General features: G+C 58.4%; 19 protein-coding genes. 10 read left to right on the forward strand and 9 right to left on the reverse strand.

All coding sequences use genetic code 11. The annotated features are described in order from the left end of the window. The first annotated feature begins 143 nt into the window (after positions 1-143). Positions 144-1,376 (forward strand): GGDEF domain-containing protein, encoded by a 1,233-nt coding sequence (locus B8783_RS08265; protein WP_139792303.1) that lies wholly within the window; start codon positions 144-146, stop codon positions 1,374-1,376. Between the two features lie 121 nt (positions 1,377-1,497). Then, positions 1,498-2,292 carry a crotonase/enoyl-CoA hydratase family protein gene (locus B8783_RS08270; protein WP_084422001.1) on the forward strand — a complete coding sequence of 265 codons (795 nt, stop codon included), beginning with the start codon at positions 1,498-1,500 and terminating at the stop codon, positions 2,290-2,292. Between the two features lie 100 nt (positions 2,293-2,392). Here B8783_RS08270 and B8783_RS08275 read toward each other — a convergent pair whose 3' ends face one another. Next, positions 2,393-4,336: a YadA C-terminal domain-containing protein gene (locus B8783_RS08275; RefSeq protein ID WP_084419705.1), complete on the reverse strand. Its 1,944-nt coding sequence runs from the start codon at positions 4,334-4,336 to the stop codon at positions 2,393-2,395. Between the two features lie 276 nt (positions 4,337-4,612). Between B8783_RS08275 and B8783_RS08280 the strand changes: the two genes are divergently transcribed. Then, positions 4,613-5,194, forward strand: a complete 582-nt coding sequence (locus B8783_RS08280) for an RNA polymerase sigma factor (protein ID WP_169711743.1) — start codon at positions 4,613-4,615, stop codon at positions 5,192-5,194. A gap of 62 nt (positions 5,195-5,256) precedes the next feature. On the opposite strand, the gene B8783_RS08285 is transcribed toward B8783_RS08280, so the two are convergent. Further along, entirely contained in the window at positions 5,257-6,030 is a 774-nt protein-coding gene (locus tag B8783_RS08285; RefSeq protein WP_084419707.1) for an anti-sigma factor, read from the reverse strand. Further along, positions 6,027-6,536, reverse strand: coding sequence for an RNA polymerase sigma factor (locus B8783_RS08290; protein WP_084419708.1), 510 nt, complete (start codon positions 6,534-6,536; stop codon positions 6,027-6,029). Before B8783_RS08290 ends, B8783_RS08285 begins: the two co-directional genes overlap by 4 nt. A gap of 233 nt (positions 6,537-6,769) precedes the next feature. Between B8783_RS08290 and B8783_RS08295 the strand changes: the two genes are divergently transcribed. Further along, positions 6,770-7,204: a YeeE/YedE family protein gene (locus B8783_RS08295; protein WP_084419709.1), complete on the forward strand. Its 435-nt coding sequence runs from the start codon at positions 6,770-6,772 to the stop codon at positions 7,202-7,204. Further along, the gene (locus B8783_RS08300) at positions 7,201-7,632 is read left to right on the forward strand and encodes a DUF6691 family protein (protein ID WP_084419710.1); all 432 of its coding nucleotides are present in this window, start codon (positions 7,201-7,203) and stop codon (positions 7,630-7,632) included. Before B8783_RS08295 ends, B8783_RS08300 begins: the two co-directional genes overlap by 4 nt. Before the next feature lie 9 nt (positions 7,633-7,641). Here B8783_RS08300 and B8783_RS08305 read toward each other — a convergent pair whose 3' ends face one another. After that, a complete protein-coding gene (locus tag B8783_RS08305) occupies positions 7,642-8,034 on the reverse strand; it encodes a hotdog family protein (protein ID WP_084419711.1) in 393 nt (130 codons plus the stop codon). A gap of 127 nt (positions 8,035-8,161) precedes the next feature. Between B8783_RS08305 and B8783_RS08310 the strand changes: the two genes are divergently transcribed. From B8783_RS08310 to B8783_RS08330, 5 genes are read left to right on the forward strand one after another with little or no spacing between them, the layout of a single operon-like run. Continuing rightward, a complete protein-coding gene (locus B8783_RS08310; RefSeq protein WP_084419712.1) occupies positions 8,162-8,476 on the forward strand; it encodes a hotdog family protein in 315 nt (104 codons plus the stop codon). After that, the gene (locus B8783_RS08315; RefSeq protein ID WP_084419713.1) at positions 8,473-9,426 is read left to right on the forward strand and encodes a hypothetical protein; all 954 of its coding nucleotides are present in this window, start codon (positions 8,473-8,475) and stop codon (positions 9,424-9,426) included. The genes B8783_RS08310 and B8783_RS08315 overlap by 4 nt, the downstream gene beginning before the upstream one ends. After that, on the forward strand, positions 9,426-10,574 hold the full coding sequence (locus B8783_RS08320) for a beta-ketoacyl-ACP synthase III (protein ID WP_084419714.1): 1,149 nt from the start codon (positions 9,426-9,428) through the stop codon (positions 10,572-10,574). The genes B8783_RS08315 and B8783_RS08320 overlap by 1 nt, the downstream gene beginning before the upstream one ends. Further along, positions 10,574-10,996 (forward strand): hypothetical protein, encoded by a 423-nt coding sequence (locus B8783_RS08325; RefSeq protein ID WP_084419715.1) that lies wholly within the window; start codon positions 10,574-10,576, stop codon positions 10,994-10,996. Before B8783_RS08320 ends, B8783_RS08325 begins: the two co-directional genes overlap by 1 nt. After that, on the forward strand, positions 10,993-11,982 hold the full coding sequence (locus B8783_RS08330) for a BtrH N-terminal domain-containing protein (protein ID WP_084419716.1): 990 nt from the start codon (positions 10,993-10,995) through the stop codon (positions 11,980-11,982). The genes B8783_RS08325 and B8783_RS08330 overlap by 4 nt, the downstream gene beginning before the upstream one ends. 6 nt (positions 11,983-11,988) lie before the next feature. On the opposite strand, the gene B8783_RS08335 is transcribed toward B8783_RS08330, so the two are convergent. Genes B8783_RS08335 through B8783_RS08355 form a run of 5 tightly spaced genes read right to left on the reverse strand, consistent with a single transcriptional unit; the run spans position 11,989 to position 16,478 of the window. After that, the gene (locus B8783_RS08335) at positions 11,989-12,927 is read right to left on the reverse strand and encodes a hypothetical protein (RefSeq protein WP_084419717.1); all 939 of its coding nucleotides are present in this window, start codon (positions 12,925-12,927) and stop codon (positions 11,989-11,991) included. Beyond that, positions 12,920-14,083, reverse strand: coding sequence for a beta-ketoacyl synthase N-terminal-like domain-containing protein (locus B8783_RS08340; RefSeq protein ID WP_233355718.1), 1,164 nt, complete (start codon positions 14,081-14,083; stop codon positions 12,920-12,922). The genes B8783_RS08335 and B8783_RS08340 overlap by 8 nt, the downstream gene beginning before the upstream one ends. Further along, positions 14,080-14,349: a phosphopantetheine-binding protein gene (locus B8783_RS08345; RefSeq protein WP_084419718.1), complete on the reverse strand. Its 270-nt coding sequence runs from the start codon at positions 14,347-14,349 to the stop codon at positions 14,080-14,082. The genes B8783_RS08340 and B8783_RS08345 overlap by 4 nt, the downstream gene beginning before the upstream one ends. Before the next feature lie 12 nt (positions 14,350-14,361). Further along, complete coding sequence (locus tag B8783_RS08350; protein WP_084419719.1) at positions 14,362-15,561, reverse strand: ABC transporter permease; 1,200 nt, start codon at positions 15,559-15,561, stop codon at positions 14,362-14,364. Beyond that, the gene (locus B8783_RS08355; protein ID WP_084419720.1) at positions 15,558-16,478 is read right to left on the reverse strand and encodes an ABC transporter ATP-binding protein; all 921 of its coding nucleotides are present in this window, start codon (positions 16,476-16,478) and stop codon (positions 15,558-15,560) included. The genes B8783_RS08350 and B8783_RS08355 overlap by 4 nt, the downstream gene beginning before the upstream one ends. Positions 16,479-16,643 lie beyond the last annotated feature (165 nt).

Genomic DNA, 16,643 nt, shown 5'->3' on the forward strand with positions numbered 1-16,643 from the left:
TTTCGTTCATGCCATCTCACGCCTCGGGGGTAATCTGGGGCTGTAGGCGACACGCGCGAAGCTCAATTTATTTCAAAAATATACTGTTTCTTACGACTAACCTGTTAGTTGCTTGCGCCTAGACGTTATTCGGGGACGTGAGTTTGAGCCAGGCAGCCATCATCGGACTTTCGATCCCGGCGATTGCCGGATGTATGAGCGCGATCTTTCTTTCCTTCTGGTATTACAACCGCAAGGATCAGGCGGCGCTTTCATTTGCCGCCGCATTTTTGATGTGCGTCATCGGTTTCACGCTGAACCATTATGTTCTCGAAAAGGGCTCGCTCGCGAATGCCGCGCTGAACAATGGCGCTTACGCAATCGGGATTACATTGCTTGTCCACGGTGCTTGTCTTGCCTTTCAGCGGCGCACACCTTGGGCAACGATGGGGGCATTGGGGGTGTCCAGCGTCGTATGCGCCTTGGCCATTCAACAGATGTCGGGTGATCTTGGCCTGCGCATCCTCGTTTTGAACATGATCCACGGTTCCATGCTAACTATTGGTACGCTTAGACTTTGGGGCATATCGCGTCATTCCTGGTCTGGAACAGCTGTCCTGTCGGCCTATTCGCTTTGCATCGTGAATTTCACAGTGATTTCAACGGCGACGGTCTATGGACGTCTGATCACGGCGGACACTTTCTTTGCGTCGGCCTACTGGCTGACCATGACGATGTTGAGCACGCTTTCTGTCATCGCTGTTGGCGGCGCGCTTATTTCAGTTTGTGTAATGCAGCGCCTGCGAGCCGTTCGCGACGACGCCGACCATGATTTTCTCACCGGCCTGAAGACCCGGCGGGCATTCGAAGACAGCGTCGAGCGCTTCTGCGACGGGCGCAATGGCGACACGGCCGCGACGCTGATCCTGGTCGACCTCGATCATTTCAAACGTATCAACGACCGGTTGGGACATACCGCTGGCGATGAGGTGATCCGCTCGTTCGGTAATTTTCTGACACGCCAGACCCGGCGCGCCGACATCGCAGGCCGGGTCGGTGGCGAAGAATTCTGTCTCCTCCTGCCCGGTACCGGAACGTCAGGTGCACGCCGTCTTGCTGCAAGGCTGCGGAATGCGTTGACGACGCTTGAGGTGAGCGCTCTGCCCGAAGGTGAAAAAATCACGGCGAGTTTCGGTATTGCCGAATTTGGCAGGGTGACGTCCTTCAGCGAAGTTTATTCAACCGCTGACTGCGCCCTCTACGCAGCAAAAGCACGCGGTCGTGACCGGATTGTCTGCGCCGAACCGCCAGCAGACGCAGGCACACCGCTTTCTCGTCAGCGTTTTGCAAGTACGGACGCCGAGGTTACCCCACTGAACAAGCACAATGCGGCCTGAGCCCCAGGTTTCAGATTAGCGGCCTGCAGCTATTCCACATGCCCCGGCGTAAGACTTGTCGCGTTCTTCGCGGCATGCTTTTTCAGGCGATGAATTCGACCAGAAAAAGAGCGAGGAAATCATGTCAGACAAACCCGCAAGCGTAGGCGAGGAAGTCCTTTACGAGGTAAAGGATCACGTCGCTGTCGTCACGCTGAACCGGCCAGACAAACGCAATGCCGTGAACGGCGCTGTCGCGTCAGCCCTCGGCTGGATTTGTGAAGAAACCGAACGCGACAATGATGTGCGCGTCGTCATCCTCACATCGTCGCTGGAATCAACCTTCTGTGCCGGCGCCGACCTTTCGGAAATTTCAAAGGGCAACGCCCAGTCCCTGTCGACCAAGGAAGGCGGCTTTGCCGGCTTCGTCAGATATCCGCGTTCGAAGCCATGGATCGCTGCTGTCCGCGGTAACGCGCTGGCTGGCGGCTGCGAGCTGCCCCTGGCGTGCGACATGATTGTTGCCGCCGATAATTCGCGTTTCGGCCTGCCGGAAGTGAAGCGCGGCATCTATGCCGGCGCGGGCGGCGTGTTCCGTCTGCCGCGCTCCCTGCCCCGCAATGTGGCGCTCGAAATCGTCGCGACAGGAGACCCTCTGCCTGCTGACCGGATGTATCAGCTTGGACTCATCAACCGGATGGTACCATCCGGTGAGGTGATGGGCGAAGCGCATGCCCTCGCAAGCCAGATTTCGGTCAACGCGCCGCTGGCTGTCCGCAAGAGCCTCGAAGTGGCCCGTCAGGCATATGACGGCACCGAAGAAGAGCTCTGGAAGACATCGGGCGAAGCAGCTGCTGTCGTCTTCTCCAGCGAAGACGCCAAGGAAGGCCCGCGCGCCTTCCTGGAGAAGCGCGCCCCCGTCTGGCAAGGCAAGTAGACACCGTCTCGTCTAAGTCAGAACCGACACAAAAACCCCCGCACCCAGTGGATGCGGGGGTTTCTATTATCTACCTGCCTGAGAGGCAGAAAGTCCGTGCTTACCAAGCGGCCTGGAAGCCGATACGGCCGCCGGTCTCACCGCGGTCGACCCCGGTGGTGACGCCTGCATTGAGCTGCCAGGTCGGGTTCAGACGGAAGGCAGCTGCCATCGCGACGGCACCTTCATCATCATAGAAACCATAGCCGCCACCGATCGCGAACTTCTTGCCTTCAGGCACGTAAGGCGTGTCGAGCGCAATCGCCGCTGCGATGCCTGCCGTGTTGTCCTTGATGGCGTCCGTATTGGACTGGATCAGCGCCGTATTCGCGGTGATCAGGCCGGTATTGGCAGCAAGACCAGCTGAGAAGGAATAGTCTGCGGCGAGATTACCATCGCGGTCAGTCGTGACCACGCCAATTTCGCCGGACTGAGCCGCCGTGCTGGCAGCCGAATTCAGGCCGCTGAAGTTATAGGTGGCCGTTGAGCCCCCAATAGCGATCTGGTTGTCGGACATGGCGGTCGCGCCATTACCGATGGCAATCGAGTTGGCTCCAGCAGCCACTGTCTGGTTACCGAGTGCAACTGCGCCGAAACCGCTGGCTGTCGCGGCTTCACCGACGGCGGTCGAACGAATGCCCGATGCGTTGGCGAGGTGACCGAAGGCATGCGCGCGTTCGGCAGTTGCCGCTGAGCGCCAGCCATAAGCTGTTGCTGCAGTGCCGACGGCCTGGGCCTCACCACCGACCACTGTCGTGGAGTTGCCGTTGGCCACGGCCTCTGTCCCGATCGCGATCGCGTCGACACCTGATGCTGAAGCGAGGTTACCCTGTGCGATGCTCTCAAGCCCTGAGGCCGCAGCAGCTTCACCGATCGCAAGTGAGCGAACGCCGGATGCTGATGCAAGGTGACCGAAAGCCTGTGCGCGTTCAGCGGTGGCTTCAGAGCGCCAACCATAGGCACTCGTACCCGCACCATTTGCGAGGGCCTGACCGCCGACAACTGTTGAGGATGGGCCGCTCGCCACGGTCGCACGACCCGTCGCGCCGTCGCGATTACCACCGATCGCGATGGAGTCGCCGCCAGTTGCCTGAGCCGTATTGCCGATGGCGATCGCATTCGTACCCGATGCGATGGAGTCTTCACCGCCCGCAAAGCTCTGATCACCCGACGCTGTTGCCTGATGGCCGACGGCTGTCGCCATGGCGCCGGTTGCCTGTGACTGCCAGCCAAACGCGGACGCACCCGGCGTATTGGCGAGGCTTTCACCGCCGATTGCTGTGGTGGATGGCCCTTGAGCGTTTGCCTCTGTGCCGAGCGCAACCGCATCGATGCCGTTTGCCACGGCGAGGTTGCCTAGCGCGATACTTTCAAGGCCAGAGGCACTCGCAGCTTCGCCGACAGCGAGGGAGCGAACACCTGACGCCGAAGCGAGATGACCGAAGGCATGCGCGCGCTCGGCTGTGGCAGATGACTGCCACCCGAATGCCGTGGCCGCAGTCCCGTTCGCGACCGCTTCACCGCCAACCGCTGTCGTGGAATTGCCGGTCGCAGAGGCTTCGGTCCCAATCGCAACCGCATCCACGCCATTGGCCATTGCAAGATTGCCGATCGCGACGCTTTCCAGGCCCATCGCGTTGGCAGCTTCACCGACAGCGAGCGAGCGGACACCGGACGCCGAAGCGAGGTGGCCGAAGGCATGCGCGCGCTCGGCTGTGGCTGATGCCTGCCAGCCAAAAGCCGTTGCAGCGGTTCCAACGGCATTGGATTCGCCGCCGACTGCAGTCGTGGACGTTCCAACCGCATTAGCATCTGTCCCAACCGCGAGAGCGTCAGAGCCATCAGCATTAGCGTTGATGCCGCACTCAAGCGACGTCGCGTCGACGTCACCGGTATTACAGTCTGGCGTCGCATCCGCGGCCGCTGTCAGCAGCGGCATCGTCGCCCACGCAGCGCCAGCAAGCGCAATTGTGCTCACCGTCTTGGTCAGGTTTGAAAATCTCATCAGTTGCTTTCCCTTATTGTTTTACGGGACCGGCATGTTCTGGACTGTCGCACTGTGAGACCGGTCCACGCCTGTCGAACCCAGATACGTTGAGGGACGACGCGCGGGTGCAAAAATATCTAAAGGATTTTATAGTTCGCGATCTGCAGTAAAAACGGTCGATCTGGGCGAGTTCGCGTATGAACCCGGCCAAAAAATTTCAAAAATTCTCTACGAAGTGCCCTTTTCTTTATTCAGATCAGACTAGTTCAGCTGCTGAAGATGACGGGGAGCAGCATGCCGATTGCGGACTATGTTGAACTAAACAAGAAGTTGCAGGTCGCTCTGCAAAGCTGCGCAGCAGGCGACCAGCGTGCGTTTCAGACAATTTACGAACTGACCGCCCCGAAATTCATGGCCATTGTCACCAACCAGCTGAAAGATGCTGAGGCGGCTCGTGACGTCGTTCAGCAAGCTTATGTTTCGATCTGGAAGAACGCATCGAAATTTGACGCGTCAAAGGGCCAACCTTTCACCTGGATGCTGGTCATCATGCGAAATCGCGGTCTCGACCGCCTGCGGTCCAAAGCGCGCGCGCCGGAAACCGAAATGATCGAGGACACGCTGGTCGATGATGCGGTGCGCCCCGAAGAGAGCACGCGTCACAGTCATGCCGGACGCCTATTGGCAAAGCATCTGTCCAGGCTGCCTCAACACGTTTCCATGTCTATCTCTCTGAATGTCATTCAGGGGATGTCCTGTACGGAAATCGGCAAGGCACTCGACGTGTCACCGAACACTGTGAAGGGATGGATCCGACGAGGCCTCAAAAAGCTTCGTGACGACATGCCGGTTTCGAGCGTTGGTGCGGTCATCTGAAGATTTGACCAGCCAAGCCGCGCTGTTAGACGCACAGTCCAAACGCTAACGCTTTCAGTTCTCTAGATAGAATTTACCTTGCCCGTGAAGATGATCGGTCCTGTTGGGCCCGCTTCTGGCGACCCGCCTTGGGGTTCGACGCTGATTGCCAAAGTATCAGATCCGGCGGCGAGTTCTGTTGCAATCGACAGATTTATGCTGCCGCTTTCGGACAGTTCCTGCAACAGACCAAGCGACTGAGGCGCATCGATACCTTCGCGTAGCAACCACAGCTCCCAAACGCCATCCTCGGGAAGGCTGGTATTGGCCAGGCGCCCGGTAATCTTATTGCTCGACTTGTCATATAGCAGCACAACAACGTTAGGCGTTTGCTCTCCAGACATCAGCGCCAGCAACTCTTCGCGCGCTGTTGGTTGAGTCTCGGCCGACTGAACCTCGGCGCCTGGCACAGCATGAAATCCTAAAGATATGGCCGCAACTGCAACGGCCGCAGCCGTTGCGATTTGCCATGGGCGCTGCGGCGCCGACCTCGCAGAATGCGTCGCCGGCGTTCTCTGGTGGGACCGAACCGGCGCTTCTACTGCCGCCGGCGCCACGCGCGGGGCTGGTTCCTCACCAATCGAAGCCATGATTTCATCCAGCAGACCTTCCGGCGGCTCAGCTTCAGGCGTGAGCGTACTCAGCGGCGCAAGAAACTGTTCCATATCGCCAACCATGGCGCGGAATTCAGGGTCTTTCTGAAAGAGCTCTTCGAACTCTGTGACCTGCTGGTCGCTGGCATGTCCAAGTAGAAACGCGCTGGCCAGTTCCTGGCGATATGTGGATTGATCGCTCATTGTTCGGCCCCCGCGCGTCCTGCGAGTGTGGCGAGCCGCCCACGCACAGCATCGGGGCTGAGCCCCATTCGCTCTGCGATGGCTTCAACACTCTCAAACTGGAGATAGGCTGCTGTCAGCATTTGCCGGTCAGCTTCATCCATGGACTGAAGCGAGTGCGATGCATTGCCTTCCCTTTCATCCATTGGCTGGGCAGCCAGGCTGCCTAATATCGAAACAGTATTGTTACTCTTGAAACGTATTGCGAGGGCGCAGCGGTGCGCAATTGCAGAAATAAAGTGGACTTGATCTGCAGTTTTTACGGGGATTGCCTCCCGATCCGTCCAAATTCGATTGTAGGTTGCCACAAGCGCTTCACGTGCAAGCTGAGGTGTTTTGAGTAACGCCAGAAGTTTGCCGTAAACACGAGGCGCGGTGAGATAATAAAGCCGCTTGAGCGCGTCCTTATCGCCGTTTTTGAGCCGCGCGACGGCCGCTTCCAGTTCTTTGGTCTCGCTCACTGCCATCAAACACCCAGCCTTACCGTTCCAACCTTAAACCAGCGTGAGGTATGGGCCGGTCACCCTTGATTGAAGAAAAAACGTCGCAGTCTGCGAATAGTTCATCAAAACCAGCAATCTGCTGCCTAAATATTGAAGACGCAGTCCGCACCTACGCATCTCTTCCTTATCAATCTGGTGCGACGTATCTTTGACGCATATCATACGTCGCGTCCACCCCAGCGAAACGAGGCCATAATATGGAAAACTTTACGCCGGTTAGCGCTACACTGGGCGGCATGCTTATAGGCCTGTCAGCGGTGTTGCTCATGGGCCTGCATGGCAGGATCGCTGGTATCAGCGGACTGTTTTCCGGCACAGTGTTCGCCGGTACTGGCGATCGGCTCTGGCGCCTCTTTTTCGTGGTCGGCCTGGTCGGTGCGCCGCTGATCTATCTGATCGCGACCAATCATATGCCGGCATTCGATTTGCAAGCCGGCTGGCCGATTGTCGTTGCAGGTGGACTTCTGGTCGGGTTCGGAACCCGGCTTGGCTCCGGCTGCACGAGTGGGCACGGCGTGTGCGGCCTGTCGCGCCTGTCAGCTCGCTCGCTGGTTGCCGTTATCATCTTTATGGGAGCTGGAATGGCGACCGTTACCGCTGTCAGGCTTCTGACCGGAGGTACCCCGTCATGATCCGCAATTTGAGCGCCCTTGTTGCCGGTATCGTTTTCGGACTCGGCCTCGTCATTTCGCAGATGGTGAACCCCGCCAAGGTCATCGCCTTCCTCGACATAGCCGGAAATTGGGACCCGTCCCTGGCCTTCGTCATGGGCGGCGCTGTGATTGTGACCTTCATCGGCTACAGGCTGGTCTGGTCGATGAAAAAGCCCTTGCTCGGGGAGACGTTTCAGCTGCCGCAGAAGCGGGAAATCGATGCAAAAATCGCGATTGGAGCCGTGCTATTCGGTATGGGCTGGGGGCTTGTCGGTCTTTGCCCGGGCCCTGCCATCGCTGCGCTAACTTTTGGCGGCGGCAAAGCAGTCGGCTTTATTGCCGCGATGGCGATTGGCATGCTGGCGTTCGAACTTGGTAGCAAAGCTCTCAGCCGCAATCGCGGCTGAGGTCCGCCCTCAATCTGCGAACATGACAATCGCTGTGCCGGAGGCGAGGCGTCCCATGTCTTCGGCAGTGATCTCGAATGTGTACTCGGCACCTGAGGCAAGCCGTCCGGTACACGCCGCACTGATCGTCAGCTCACCGGCCACATCAGATAGCAAAACAGGCTTCCACGTGACGCCTTTCAAACGGGCAATATAGGCGCTTGAAGGCTGCGCGTCGCTGCCGCCCCGACCGCCGAGCGCCCCATGCAAAGCAATCGCCTGCGCGGCAAACTCGATCGCTGCGCTTGCGGGCAGGCACCATTGGCGAGCTCGCTCTACCCTGAATGGATTGCGGACATCCTTGTGCCGGCTGCTTTTGCAGATGATTGTGTCGTGATCTGTATGCGCAACGACATCCAGCAATACAGCACCTGCGCCGTGAGGAAGGTATCGACAGATTGAATTTCGGTCATGAACAGGCAATGCTGGCTCCCGTCTTGAGGGGCGAATCGTCTAATGATAAGAGCAATCTGACCCGGGGGGAGAGGTGATGATAGTAGACAGTGTGAGCGCCGACCACCCGGTCGCGCGCGACCATTTTCCGCACGACAGTGTTGTACCCGGCGTCGTCCTGCTTGAGCGTATCGAGCGGGCTGTTCACGCCGTTGACCCTGGAGCGACAATCACAGGACTAGCTAGTCTGCGGTTTTCAGCCCCCGCACGATTTGGCGAAGACCTGCAGATCGCGCTCGACCGCAAATCTGCAGACCGCATGCAGGTAAAGCTTCGTCAAAACGACGCCGTTATTCTGTCCGGAACTTTGCAGCTATCTGCTGGCGCTGACGACGAGGCGACCGTTCGATGAAACGCGTACTTGTACTAGGTTACAGCCAAACCGGGCAGTTGTCAGATATTCTAGATTCCGTGCTCGGTCCTCTGGACAGCGACGAGGCAATCCATGTTGACCGCGTCGATCTGAAGCCTCAATCGCCCTACCCCTTCCCATGGCCATTCCTGCGCTTCTTCGACACCTTTCCGGAGACGGTGTATGAGGATGTTCCGCCGATACAGCCTTTGGATATCAATCCGGACACGGACTACGATCTCATCATCCTCGGCTATCAGGTCTGGTTCCTGTCGCCCTCCCAGCCGGCGACGGCATTCCTGCAATCAGAGCTCGCCGCGAAGCTGCTGAAAGGGCGTCCGGTGATTACCGTCATTGGTTGCCGGAATATGTGGCTGATGGCCCAGGAGACCGTCAAAGGGCATATTGAGCGGCTTGGCGGACACTTGATCGATAATATCGTCCTGACCGATGATGCTCATTCGGCAATGACGTTTTATTCAACACCGATCTGGATGCTGACGGGGAATAAGGGCCCCTATTTCGGCGGGCGTATTCCACGCGCCGGGGTGCCGGAGGCCGATATCAGAGACGCTTCACGCTTTGGGCGCGCCATGGCTGCGAAACTGCCTCAGCGCGAGCGATCCGACACATCGCCCATGCTGTCAGGCTTAGGGGCGGTAGAGATCAATGAGGGTTTGATCGGCGCTGAAACCGTCGCCAAGCGCAGCTTCAAGCTGTGGGGCGGATTGCTGAGATTCACTGGCAAGCCTGGCGCCTTGCTGCGCCGCGCCGTGCTGATCCTCTACATTGTGTTCCTCGTCCTACTGATCCTCACAGTGGTGCCTTTGCTGGCCGTTCTGAAAAAACTGTTTTCCCCCTTCTCAAGAAAGAAAATCGCGCGCCAGAAGCTCTATTTTGCCGCCCCATCGGGTGAATCGAATGAGCGCGCCGGAGAGTTTGCCAACTGATGACCCGTTCTGTGTATATTACAAAAAGCGCTGCCTTCCTGCCCGGCGAGCCTATTGGCAATGACCGCATGGAAGCGGTCCTGGGCCGTGTTGGCGATCAGCCATCGCGCGCGCGCCGACTGGTCTTGCGCTCCAACAAGATCGAGCAGCGCTATTACGCCATCGATCCTGAAACCGGGGCAAAAACGCATACGAACGCGCAATTGACCGCAGAGGCTATTCGCGCGCTCGATATCGATCTCGACAGCCTCGATCTGCTTTCCTGTGGCACCTCAATGGCTGATCAAGTCCTGCCCAATCATGCCAGCATGGTTCAGGGCGAACTTGGCCTGCCCGCGCTGGAGGTTATGGCGTCGAGCGGTGTCTGCCTGGCCGGCGTCAGCGCGCTGAAATATGGATATGCCTCAGTACTGAGCGGGCTGGCTGAAACGGCCGTTGCGACAGGATCGGAATGCGCGTCCTCCATCCTGACAGCGGACAATTTCTCTGCCGAGATCGAGTCTCGCGTGCAGGCACTGGAAACCAATCCGGAGATCGCATTCGAGAAGGACTTCCTGCGCTGGATGCTGTCGGACGGCGCGGGCGCGCTGGCGCTTTCAGCGACACCCGGCGACGGCGTATCGCTAAAGATCGAGTGGATCGACATGCTCTCCTATTCCGGGGAGATGGAGACCTGCATGTATTGCGGTGGCAGCAAGCAGGAAGACGGCAGCCTGAAAGGCTGGACCGCCATGACACAAGCCGAGCGCGCCGCCGAAAGCGCCTTCTCGATCAAGCAGGATGTGAAACTGCTGAACGCCAATGTCATCCACTACACGGTTGAAAAGCCGCTGGCCGAAATTGCGGAAAAGCGCGCGCTGAAGCCAGACGATGTGGACTGGTTCCTGCCCCACTACTCGTCTGACTTTTTCCGGAAACGTGTGATGGAAGGTCTCGAGAAAATCGGCTTCGTCATTCCTTATGAGAAGTGGTTCACCAACCTCTACTCCAGAGGCAATACCGGCTCAGCCTCGATCTTCATCATGCTGGACGAACTCTTGCGGTCCGGTGATCTTGAGCCGGGTCAGACGGTTTTGTGCTGGGTGCCTGAAAGCGGTCGCTTCTCTGCCGGGTACATGCTGCTGACGGTGACCCAGGAAACTTCGTGATGAAATCCAAGGATGTTCCCCAGGATAATTCACGCACCTATGGCGGTCACAAGAAGCTCTTCTATGCCGTCGGAGAAGACGGGGATTATGAGGGCGTCCAGTCAAGCGGCTGGGAGGTTGAAAGCTTCGCGACCGTTGCAGCCGTAGAGCAGCTCGAGCGTGAAACGGCCGCGGCGCTTGCAGACGCGCGCGCCGGAAAGGTCTCGCCCCTTGCCTATCACATGCTGGCCAAGCGGATGGATATCGCAACGCTTGCATCTGCGTCCGGCATTTCGACATGGCGCATCCGCCGGCATCTGAAGCCGAAAATTTTCGCCTCTCTCAGCGACGAGAAGAAGCGCAGATACGCCGACACGCTGGACATGCCGCTTGAGGCGCTGTTGCGCTTGCCCGACGCGCCCTCGAAGAGCGACGCAACGTGACGAGCTATACTCACAGACAGTCTGCCCATTGCGAGAGCGGTGTCGTTGCGAACATGTTGTCTTCGCGCGGCCTCGCCATGTCTGAACCGATGGCCTTTGGCCTTTCGGCCAGCCTGATCTTTGCCTATCTGCCAATGGTCAAAATGGCCGGCCAGCCGATGATCGCCTACAGGATGCTGCCCGGCTCAATCATCCGCGGTGTCTCGCGCGCCATCGGGGTTGAGTGGGAAGACATGAAGTTCGGGTCTGCCGATGCGGGCATGCAGGCCATGGACGACGCACTGGAGCGCGGCGAGATCGTCGGCGCGCAAACCGGCATCTACTGGCTGCCTTATGTGCCGGACGATATGCGGTTTCATTTCAACGCGCATAACCTCGTCATTGTTGACCGCGAAGGTGACCAGTACACTATCTCCGATCCTGTCTTTCCGGACCTCAATGTCTGTGATGCCGCTTCCTTGCGCAAAGCCCGGTTCGCAAAAGGCGTTATGGCGCCAAAGGGCCGGATCTACTGGCCAAAATCCATCCCGGACAATGTTGATCTTGGCCCGGCATGCCTGCGGGCAATCCGGCGCAATGCGAAGCTGATCCGCGCGCCCATGGCGCCTATGATTGGCGTTCAGGGCATCCGCATGGTCGGCCGGAAAATTCGCTCAATGGAGAAAAAACAGGGCGACGGACCAGCACTTCGCGCCTTCCTTGGGCATATCGTGCGAATGCAGGAAGAGATCGGGACAGGCGGGGCCGGCTTCCGGTTCGTCTATGCGGCGTTTCTTGAAGAAGCTGCTGAATTGCTCGGCGATGACCGCCTCTCGCAAGCCTCTAAAGAGCTGACCGATGCGGGTGATGAATGGCGCCGCTTTGCCCTGGCCGCTGTCAAGATGTGCCGCGACCGCAAGCCGATGGATGGCGGCGAACTGCAGGCCATCCTCAACACGATTGCAGACCGCGAAGCGGCCGTCTGGAAGAAATTGCGGAAGATCTGACACCGGTCAGGCCGGATCAGGGTGTTTCACAAATTCTACCAGCGCGAATGCGCCGTCCGGCTCCCGGTCGAGGTGCAGCAAACGCGTCTTTTGCGTGACCGGCACGCGCAGCAGGTCGGCGAGATCGCGCCCGGCGATACTGTCATGCCAGCCTGTTTTGGGGAGCGTGATATCGTCCAGACGATCGCGCGTCAGGCGCTCGATATCTGCCTCACTGAGCCAGCTGCCGACCGTAAGTCTTGTTGGAAGCGCCGAATTCTGTCCATCTTTAAGCGCTTGGCTGACGGCATCCATGTCTTCCAGAAACGAGACCGATGTCATCGCGGCGATGGCAGCGTCCGGCATGTTGTCAGGCTGACAGGGCTGTTCGAACAGAAACCACCAGCTGCCCTCATGCAGGACCGCGCCGGGCGGCGGTTCAACGCGCCGCTTGTGGACGTCCATGGGGGACGTGCCCTCTTCGACAGACCCGACAAGTGGAAGGCCGCCCGCGCCCGTTCTTGCTTCTATAAATGCCGTACGCAAAGCCGCCTGAAGCGGAAGGCGTCTGCGGCTGACAATGCTACTCGCACCCGTGAAGCCGAACTGACGGGCGAGGTAAAAGCAGGTCGCGTTTGATACGGTGTTGATAAAGGAGAGCGGCTTGGGCGGCTGCTTCAACCGAACGATACGTTCGAGCACATCTTCAGTGACGCTCATATCCCCGGCTCCGGAGGCCAGATAAACGTCCACGTTTTTTGGCAAATCGCGCGTGCCGATACAGTCGGCTGCGCCAACCAGACTAAGTTGTATGAAGCGGCCAATCCGGCGGATGCGGGCATTGAACGCCTGCTTGACCATGTCAGTCAGAGACGAAGGTTCAGCACCGACGGCCAAATCGACCCCGCCAAAAGCGATCAATGGCAAGCATAGCCCTGCCCGTTTCAGATCACCCAGATCAGACATTTGACACCACAAGACACGTGTTCACGCCGCCAAAGCCAAAATGATTGAGCAGGATAGGCCCAGCCTTTGCGTTTTCGGCCTGCTGGACGAGCGAAATCCCAAGCTCAGCCTCGTCAGCGCCGATACCGGGCGTGCCAGGCCAGAACCCTTCAGCAAGGCATGAAGAGAGGATCGATAGCTCGCAAAGACCAGAGGCACCGAAGGTGTGCCCGATATAGGGCTTTAGCGCCGAGACCATAGGCAAGCGCTCTCCAAAGACGCGGGTCAATCCGGCTGATTCCCCTTCATCATTGAGGAGGCTTGCCGTCCCATGCGATTTTACAGCCCAGACCGACCCGGCCTCGACATCCGAATTGGCGAGCGCCTTGCGGATTACGACTTCGATTGAACTACCATCCGGGTTCGACGCCGAGATCGAATGCGTATCCGTCAGACTGGCGCCGCCGAGTACAGCGAGAGACGTGTCACTGTCCGCAGACCGGGACAGCACCATGGCCGCGCTGCCCTCACCCAGGATGAGCCCATTACGGCGTTCATCGAAGGGCCGCATCGCGGAATCGGTCAGAAGGTCGAGGCTGTGAAACCCAAGAGCCGTCGTCGCGTTGAAGGTCTCCAGCGCGACCACAATGGCATGATCAATTTCGCCGACCAGCAACTCGCCGCGCGCATAGAGCGTCGCGTTCGCGCTGGAGGCGCAAGCCGTATTGACCGACATGCCCACCGGGCCGAAACCGAACTTCGATCTGATATGCGCGCCGACATTGTCGATGTCACACCGCCAGTCGAGCGATACCGCGTCCGCATTGACAGCAACATCCTTGGCGAACCTGTCCTCGATAAGACAAACGTCTGATGAGGACGAGCTGAAGAAGAGCCCTGTGCGGCGAAGATCGGAGGCGCTGAGATTGGCCTCATTTATGGCCCTCTCCACGATACTTTCGAGGAGGGTGTAGAAACGCGCTTTTATGCTCGAAGGATCATAGGCGCTGGCCAGATGAACGGGCACGCGGATCTGTTGATCTTCACAATCCATGGCGAGCATCGGCGGCAGACCAAGCAGCGCCGGATCTGGCGTCCTCAGACGCTCCGCCAGCTGCTTTCCGCTATCACCAAGAGATGTCCGCGAGACGAGGGACCTAACATAGACCGCCGTCACGCAGCCGCCTTGTGAGACATAATGAAATCGGCAAGTTTCGACACCGAGGAAAACGCTTCGCGGGAGTCAGGGCCACCTTCGATCCGCACACCGTAACGGTCCTTGACGGCTAGCGCGATCTGCAAGGCGTCGAGACTGTCCAGTTCCAGACCTTCGCCGACGAGGCGTTCATCATCACCAATATCGTCTACGCTGAAATCAGCATCACACTCTTCAACAATCATCTCTTTCAGATCGTTGATAAGTTTTGCTTTTTCCTCACTCATACCTTGCTTCCATCAGTACTTTTTTCGGGTGGCCTGGACGAGGCCTGCCATGGCAACCATGACGACGCTGAAGCCGACGAGCTTGGCAACAGGCTCCATAATGTCACCAAACGAGCCATTTTCCAGCAGCAGCTTCAGAAACCCATCTACACCCCAAGCCATTGGCGACCAGTCAGAAATTGATTGCATGGCAGCAGGCATCACAAAACGCGGCACCATTACGCCGCCAATGGCCGCCAGAAGAATGTTGCCCAGCCCGCTTGCCATGGTGGCCTGTTCAGTTGTTCGGGAAATAACCGCGATGAGCAGGGCGAGGCTCAACGCTGCGCCACTGATCGCGGCGCCCACCAGCGCGATCGCAAATGGGTTGCCCAGCAGCTCCAGGCGCTCACCGCCAAAAAGCGGCACGATCCAGACACCAACCGCCAGCATCAGGGCGACCTGCAACATATTGATCACGAAATACGGGACGAACTTGCCGGCGAATTGATGCGCGATGCCTAATTCAGTGGTCTGCAGCCGTCTTTGAACGCCAAGTTCGCGCTCGGTTATGAAGGTGTTTGAGAACGGTATGGCGACAAAGAAAATGGAGAAAACGAGCCAGGCCGGCACATTCTGCTGAACGGCGCTTGGGCGTCTGTCGGTCTGTGGCCCACCCGCATAACTAATCTTCACAGGCGTATCGAACGCTGAGGAATTGAAATCATCGACCTGCTGTCCAGCATCTTCGACGAGATAGGTCAGCACCTGCTCGACCTTCAACCGGCTCATCGTTTCACGCAGCAAGGCGGTGAAGACCGCTTCGGTTCGCCGGTCGACATCCGCCGTAATGAATAACAGCACCGGAACCGCAGCGTCAGTCTCTTCAAGCAACCCGTCCTCAAGGCCAGAGGGCAGCGTAATGACGAAACGCGCATCGGTTTCGGCGGCCACAGTTTCGGCGACCGCCTCTTCCGGCACGCTTTCCAGCGTGAACTCAAAAGCTTCGCTTTCATTCAGGCGAGAAATGACGTCGGCACTGGTCTCCGTTTGGTCGAGATCGACAATCGTAACGGGAATGCCTGCTCCAGACCGGCTGGCATAGGAGTCCTGCAAGGCCAGCGACATGATGACGATGAACAGCGTCGGCAGCAGGAATAGCAGCGCCAGCCCATGCACATCACGCAGAAGAAGTTGGCATTCTTTTCGAATAGCTGACCAGAGCTGCGTCATGCGGCAACCTCGCCTGCCCCGATGGCCCGAAGGTAAAGATCCTGAAGGCGTTCTTCGCCCGCTCGGACGCTCACAATCTCCACGCCAGCTGCCTCTAGCGCCTGAACCAGGGGCGCGACCTCACCAATCGACCGGACAGGAGCGACAATGTGGATGCCATCGCGAAGAGTGGCGCCAGCATCGACAGCCATCTGTCTTTGCGCGTCCGTGAGCTGCGACCCTGCCGTCAGAATGACCCTGTCGGCGTCTGTTCGAACGAGCTCCTGCATCGGGCCGGATAGCACCAGTCGCCCGCCATCCACGATCGCAACCGCGTCGCATAGGGCCTCGATTTCTTCCATATAATGAGACGTATAGACGATCGTGGTACCGCTCTTCTGAAGCGCGGCAACGGCGCTGATGATGGTCTCGCGCGAGACCGCATCGATCCCGACCGTCGGTTCGTCGAGATAAAGGATGTCAGGTTTTCCCAGCAAAGAGATTGCGAGGTTCAGACGCCGCTTCTGCCCCCCCGAGAGGCGCTCTGATCTTTTGTCGAGGCATTCCTGAAGACTGCACGCTTCAATGGCCCAAGCGCGTCGCTCAGCGGACACCTTGCCGCTCAAGCCTTCGGCGCCTGCAAAGAAAGCGAGATTTTCCGAGACGGTGAGGCGCGGATAAAAGGCGAGATCCTGCGGGGCCGATGCGCTTTTCTGGCGGAGCACTCTGCTGTGTTGAACCAGTTCGCCGTTCAATTGGATTTGCCCGCTATCGGGCGAAAGGACGCCGGTCATCAGGCCGATCAGCGTGCTTTTTCCGGCACCATTCGGCCCAAGAAGCCCAAGGCAGCTTCCCTTCCGGATAGCCAGGTTGATACCGTTCACGGCCAGCGTGGCTTGTCCTGCATACTGAAACTTAAGATCAGAAACCTCAATCATGTGAGACCCGGTCAACAAATTGAGGTTTAGCCACTACTGAACCATCCAGCGGAATCTGGAAGTACACGATGACCGTTTGGCTGTCCATTAAGGCGGAGGGTCAAAACGGCCAGGTCGCACGCAGCCCCGCATTGTTTTCAGCGGTTCGGACAGATATAATTATTC

It is taken from the genome of Henriciella litoralis, assembly GCF_002088935.1.
GTDB lineage: Bacteria > Pseudomonadota > Alphaproteobacteria > Caulobacterales > Hyphomonadaceae > Henriciella > Henriciella litoralis.